Annotated in this window: 5 protein-coding genes and 1 pseudogene; all 6 read right to left on the minus strand. The window is 42.1% G+C overall.

Annotation, left to right across the window (positions count from 1 at the left end; all coding sequences use genetic code 11):
• Positions 1-551 (minus strand): annotated as a pseudogene (locus tag RT269_RS29545) (carbohydrate ABC transporter permease); the annotation flags it as partial.
• A gap of 13 nt (positions 552-564) precedes the next feature.
• Positions 565-1,479, minus strand: a complete 915-nt coding sequence (locus tag RT269_RS29550; protein WP_313188075.1) for a carbohydrate ABC transporter permease — start codon at positions 1,477-1,479, stop codon at positions 565-567.
• Positions 1,480-1,584: 105 nt separating this feature from the next.
• Positions 1,585-2,937 (minus strand): FAD-dependent oxidoreductase, encoded by a 1,353-nt coding sequence (locus RT269_RS29555; protein ID WP_313153420.1) that lies wholly within the window; start codon positions 2,935-2,937, stop codon positions 1,585-1,587.
• A gap of 24 nt (positions 2,938-2,961) precedes the next feature.
• Positions 2,962-4,365, minus strand: coding sequence for an ABC transporter substrate-binding protein (locus RT269_RS29560; protein ID WP_313188077.1), 1,404 nt, complete (start codon positions 4,363-4,365; stop codon positions 2,962-2,964).
• A gap of 190 nt (positions 4,366-4,555) precedes the next feature.
• Complete coding sequence (locus tag RT269_RS29565) at positions 4,556-5,446, minus strand: DMT family transporter (RefSeq protein WP_313188079.1); 891 nt, start codon at positions 5,444-5,446, stop codon at positions 4,556-4,558.
• A gap of 78 nt (positions 5,447-5,524) precedes the next feature.
• Positions 5,525-5,739: aldose epimerase family protein (locus RT269_RS29570; protein WP_331664268.1), on the minus strand; the 215-nt coding region annotated here is incomplete at its 5' end.

The following is a 5,739-nucleotide window of genomic DNA, read 5'->3' on the forward strand; positions in this document are numbered from 1 at the left end:
ATACCAAAGAAACTGCATCCATCTATTTTTGCGGCTTCATCCACTTCTTTTGGAATCGTTGCAATATAACCTCTGGCTATAAAAAGATTGCTGACATTTAAGCCCAACACTCTGATGATGATAACCCCCCATAAAGACTTGTTCATATGAAAGAATTTCGCAATCATTAATGTGGGGTAAAGCGTAAGGCTGCCAAGTGAAACGAACATACTGGAAAGTACAAATGCAAAAATGATATCTTTTCCTCTGAATTTTCCACGTTCAAAAACATAACCTGCAATGGTACTGGTAATGATGGTTCCCACAACGATGAAGAATGCCATATGAACACTGTTAAGTGTATATTGTTTAAAGTTTGCCAGCTGCCAGGCCTGAACATAATTATCAAAAATAAATTTTTCCGGGAAAATGGCACTTGGATTGGCAAGCAGCTCTTGATTACTTTTTACGGAGGCCATCAGTGTATAGAAAATAGGAAAAATCGCAACAACCAATGCAACAATCAAGAACGCATATATAAAAATTTTTGACAATAGTCTTTTATTTTTCATTGTCTTTCCCCTCCTATTCTGCGGTCATTTTGTTGCTTGATTTTAAGTAAATGAGCGTGATAATTCCCAGGAACCCCCCCGTGACCACCGCCATCGCTGACGCATAGCCGACCTCCACTCTCCGTCCGGAATAACCAAAGAAGTATTTAAAGACATAGGTCATAACTACCTCTGTTCTGCCTCCGGGCTGGCCATTGGTGGACGCCAAAACCAAATCATTTACTTTTAAGCTTCCAATAATAGCATTGAGCAGCACAATCCGGAAAATGGGACCAATCATAGGTATCGTAATACTGAAAAACGTGCGTGAGGCACTTGCTCCGTCCAGTTTTGCACATTCATACAGTTCCGCCGGAACGCTTTGGAGCGCCATCAAAAAGAAAATAATATTGATTCCCAGATAACACCATATGGATGCCATACCTAACACTGCCATAGCTGACCACTTGGAACCAAACCAGTCAATTGGAGCAGCAATCAACCCGATATCCGTCAGCATCGTATTGATTACTCCTCGATATGCGGAAAACATCAGGGAAAAAATCAAACCAATGATTGCAGTACTAATTATAGTAGGTAAAAAAAGCATTACTCTGAAAAATCCGGATCCCTTTAGTCCTTTGTTTAACAGCACTGCAAAAAGCAGTGCCAGAGGAATTTCGATGATTAGTTTTCCCGCTGAAAGAACGACAGTGTTAAGCAGGGATTCCCAATATGCCGGGTCTCTCATAAAAATACGCACAAAATTATCCCATCCAATAAAAGTTAATTTATTATAACCATCATAATTATACACACAATATCTTACAATGTACAGTATTGGCAGATAAGTAAAAACAATAAATCCTACGAGCATTGGCGATATCATCATAACCGCTTGTGCGGTATCTGACTTAAAAAAATTTTTCTTTTTTTTAGGTTGAACCATACGATCACCTCTCTATACACAAAGTAAGGGAAACCCCCTATAAACCCGCATCTATAAGTAGTAAGGCAGCGTTTGTAGGGGGATTTAAGTATAAATAACATTCAATTATGGTAATATAACGCCTTGCGTGCGTAGTACATTTTGTAATTCTGCTATATTTACGTCAACCGGTGCAACACCAGATTTTAGGGCTATCCCTGCTGCTGCTCCTGCTGCCTCACCTGTCTGCATACAAGCAGATATGGCACGGATACCACTTTGTGCCACATGGTCACAGCTGATACTGCGTCCACTCAGCAAAAGATTATCAATCTTTTCAGGTATAAGGCTAAAGTACGGGATTTGGAATGACCGGTTTCCTTCAATAGGCACATAGATATGTCCCTTGTAGCCTTTGCCTTCCACACTTCCGTCGCCATCCATTTCTGCATCCGGAGCCAGCATATCATAAAAACGCGGATATACTGCAATCACATCGTCAAACCAGCGGTCCGTCTCCATATCCTCTATGGTCAATTTATACCGTCCCACAAAGCGCCTGCTGTCACGGAAACAAATTTCTGTGGCAATGGAAGAAAGCTCCACATGCTCCATCCCAACGAAATTTTTGCTCATATATTCTACCATTTCCAAAATATATTGCCGGCATTCTTCTTCTCCGCGTGATAAGTCTGCGATATCGGTGGGGTCGATGCCATAAGCACAAGGATAGTTTACATAGCTGATCTGGCCTCCTGCAGTCATTCTTCCAAACGGAAGATCCTGACGTTTACAGGTAAGTCCTGTTTTCCCTGCACGGTAATCCTGTTTGTATTTCCTGCCGATCTCCGCTAACTTGTCTTCGCCGTTTTCCATAAGTAAAGCCGCATTCACTCCAGTCACACGGAAACTTAGTGTTCCAGGCTGGCACAAATGATCCGTGTCTCTGCCCTGTTCAAAAGGAACTCCGGCGGAATAAGCAACATCTCCGTCACCGGTTGAGTCGATTACAATACCGGCTTTGACAGCCACCGGCCCCTGCTTTGTCTGGATAATCACCGCTTCAATCCTATTATTTTTTAATACAACATCGTTCACAAATGAATGAAATAATATTTCAACACCTGCACTATGTACAAAAGTATCCAGATAAATTTTTAAGTTTTCACTGTTAAACCGGTGGGGAGCATTGGGTCTGATATCCTGGGAACGCCCAAACTTCTCCCTATATCCTGCTTCCATCCTGGCATACACGCCACAGCTATGAAAAGGAGTATTCTTCATAAAGTAATTGCAGGTCTCTACATAACTTGCGGTGATATTGCCACCTAGAAATCCGTTTTTCTCTAAAAGTAATACCTTAAGTCCTGCCTGTCCGGCTGAAACAGCAGCTCCAATACCTGCAGGCCCGCCTCCAACAACCAACACGTCTGCTTCTCTGATTATATCAGCGCTCTTAGCAGCAATATCTATTTTCACAATCCTACCTCCAAATTGAAATGATTACCTCTTGATATCTCTGTCTGCCGGTGTGCGGAATGTTTCCAGTACTGCAGGATCTACCTGTGACGCAAGTGCATCATTGTATCTCTTCTCAACATCCGTAATCACGGCTACCGGGTCTGCATTGGTATCTGACAGCAGGGAAAGGAACGCGTCACGGTAAGCAGTACCTTCAACGGTAATAAAAGTATCTGGCATAGGAAGCATTAAAACTTTATCAGGAACATTTGCAAACTCTTTAAAGCCTTTTCTCTCTGGTTCTTTTGCAGCAAGCGCAATGGCTTCTGAACGGAATGGAATATAAAGTGACGCTTCATACATTTGTGCTGCACATTCATCAGAATAGAAGAATTTCAAAACTTCAAGCACTTTTTCCGGATGTTTCAAAGCAGCTTTCCCAACACCTAGCAAAGAGGTAGCATCAGAAAATTCTTTATAAGGTGAACCACTGTCTTCAAAAGCCGGTACATCAACAACTTCCCAATTACATTTTGCCGGGAACTGGTCATTATAAACACCAACATCAAAGCTGACACCAGGAATCATACCGATACGGCCTTCTGCAAACTGTGCTCTCATCTGGTCTGCGTCTAGACCTGCTGATCCCGGTAAAACACTTCCGTCTTTTACCATTCCGATAATCGGTTCTATCTGAGGAAGCAATGCTAAGAAGTCAAATTTAAGAGTATCATTATCAAATCCGATATGGCCTACATTCTGGCCTGCCGGACGAATAATATAAGAGGTTGCAATCCAGTTGGATTTGAGGCCTAAAACATAACCAAACTCTTCACCACCACCGTTCTCAGTGATGATTTTTGCATATTCGCGAACTTCATTCCAGGTTTTCGGTGCATCCTTGATACCATTTTTGTCAAACAAGTCACGATTAATAATGAATTTGGTAGTCGTTAAGTTGTAAGGAAGTGTATAAACCTTGTCGTTAAAAATGTGCTGGTTTACTGCAAGTACCCCATCATAGCGGGCTAGGAAATCTTCGCTGCCTGGCAAATCACTGATTGGGACTAAAAAACCGGAATCCACAAATTCTTTCAAAAACGTACCGTTTGGTCTGAAAAGATCCGGAGCCTCATCTGCTTGTGCAGCTACCTTTATGGTGTCTTCCCAGTTTGCTCCATAAACTGTATACTCAATTGTAATACCCTTTTCCTTGCCAATAGTGTTATTGAATTCAGCAATCTGTTCCATACGAAGCTCTTTTTCATGTGCATTGTCAGACCATACACGAATGACCTCGTTCTGGGCAGCGGCAGAACCATCTGCCTGTGCTGTGTCAGATGCATCTGGTGTGTTAATCTTCGCTTTGCTTCCGCAGCCGGACAAAAGTGATACACTTACTGCTGCTGCCATCATTGCGCTGATCCATTTCTTACATTTGATCATTTTAATCCCCCTCAATCTCAACCTTGAAAATCATTTGTTTTCTGTTGTTATATTTAGATTATATTGGTCATTTTTGAAATGCACAAGGTTGAAATTTTATACACCCAGCGAAAAAGGTATAAAATGAACGACTGTTTTGCGCATTGAGTCGTGCGCTTTCACGGTAATCTCTGGCAAATCTTTCTGATAACTATGCCTTTGCGGAACCTTTTCTTCTATATTCAGATAAGATGACGGAGGTGAACATCAGCACACATCCTGCAGCCAGTTTTACCGTCACCTGCTCCCCCAAAAACAGAACGGAAAACATCAGGCCGAATACAGCTTCAAAGGATAAAATAATGGAGGAAGTATTGGGAGTCAGATGCTTTTGTCCCATATTCTGGAGAAGAAAACAGATCATCGTGCAAAAAATCCCAAGATACAGCAGACCGGTCATCATGGAAGTGTCAATCACGGCTAAATCTAAGGAACCTTCCAAAAGCGGAGCAATTGCCCAGCTTAAGATTGAGGCCATGACCATCTGGATCACAGTCAGGATAATGGGATCATGGTCTTCGGTATAACGATCAATAAAAACAATATGAAACGCAAAGAAAAAGCCGCATACCAAAGTCATCAGATCCCCAATATTCACAGAAAGGTCTCCCTCCAGGGACAACAGCGCAAGTCCCAGCACTGCGATTCCTGCTGCTGCCACATTGTTTCTGGAAGGCTTTTTTCTGTTATAAAACCAATGAAGAAATGGCACCAGGATCACGTACAAGGTGGTGATAAAAGCATTTTTACTGGCAGTGGTATATTTAAGCCCATAGGTCTGAAAAAAATAACTGACAAACAAGAATACGCCTAAAAGTCCGCCGCACATCACATCCGATTTACTGCTTTTTTTCACCCGCTTCCAGAATACGGCTACCAGCGCAACAGACGCAATGGTAAATCGTAAAGCCAGCAGGTAAGCCGGAGTAACCACTTCCACCGAATTCTTCATCACAACAAAGCCGCTGCCCCATATGATGGTTGTTATAATCAGGCCCAAGGCAGATAATGCCTTAATTCCTTTTCCGTTCTGTTTATTCATATGTACACCTAGATGTCCTTTCACAAAAGAGCAGGGGCGCAGTATCCTGCGTCCCTGGTTTATTTTAATTGCTCATTTTTATTTTATATTAGAGAACTTGTAAATGGTTGTTGTCTTATATTCTTCTCCGGCTTTTAAGACTGGAGACTGGAATTCCGGTTTATTTACGGAATCAGGATAATACTGGGTTTCAAAGCAATAGCAGCAACGCTTTTCGTATACCGCTCCGCCTTTGCCCGTCATTCCATTTTTTAAGAAGTTTGCAGTATAGAACTGTATTCCGGGAAGGTCTG

The sequence above is a fragment of the Lacrimispora sp. genome, from assembly GCF_032078915.1.
Lineage (GTDB): Bacteria > Bacillota > Clostridia > Lachnospirales > Lachnospiraceae > Lacrimispora.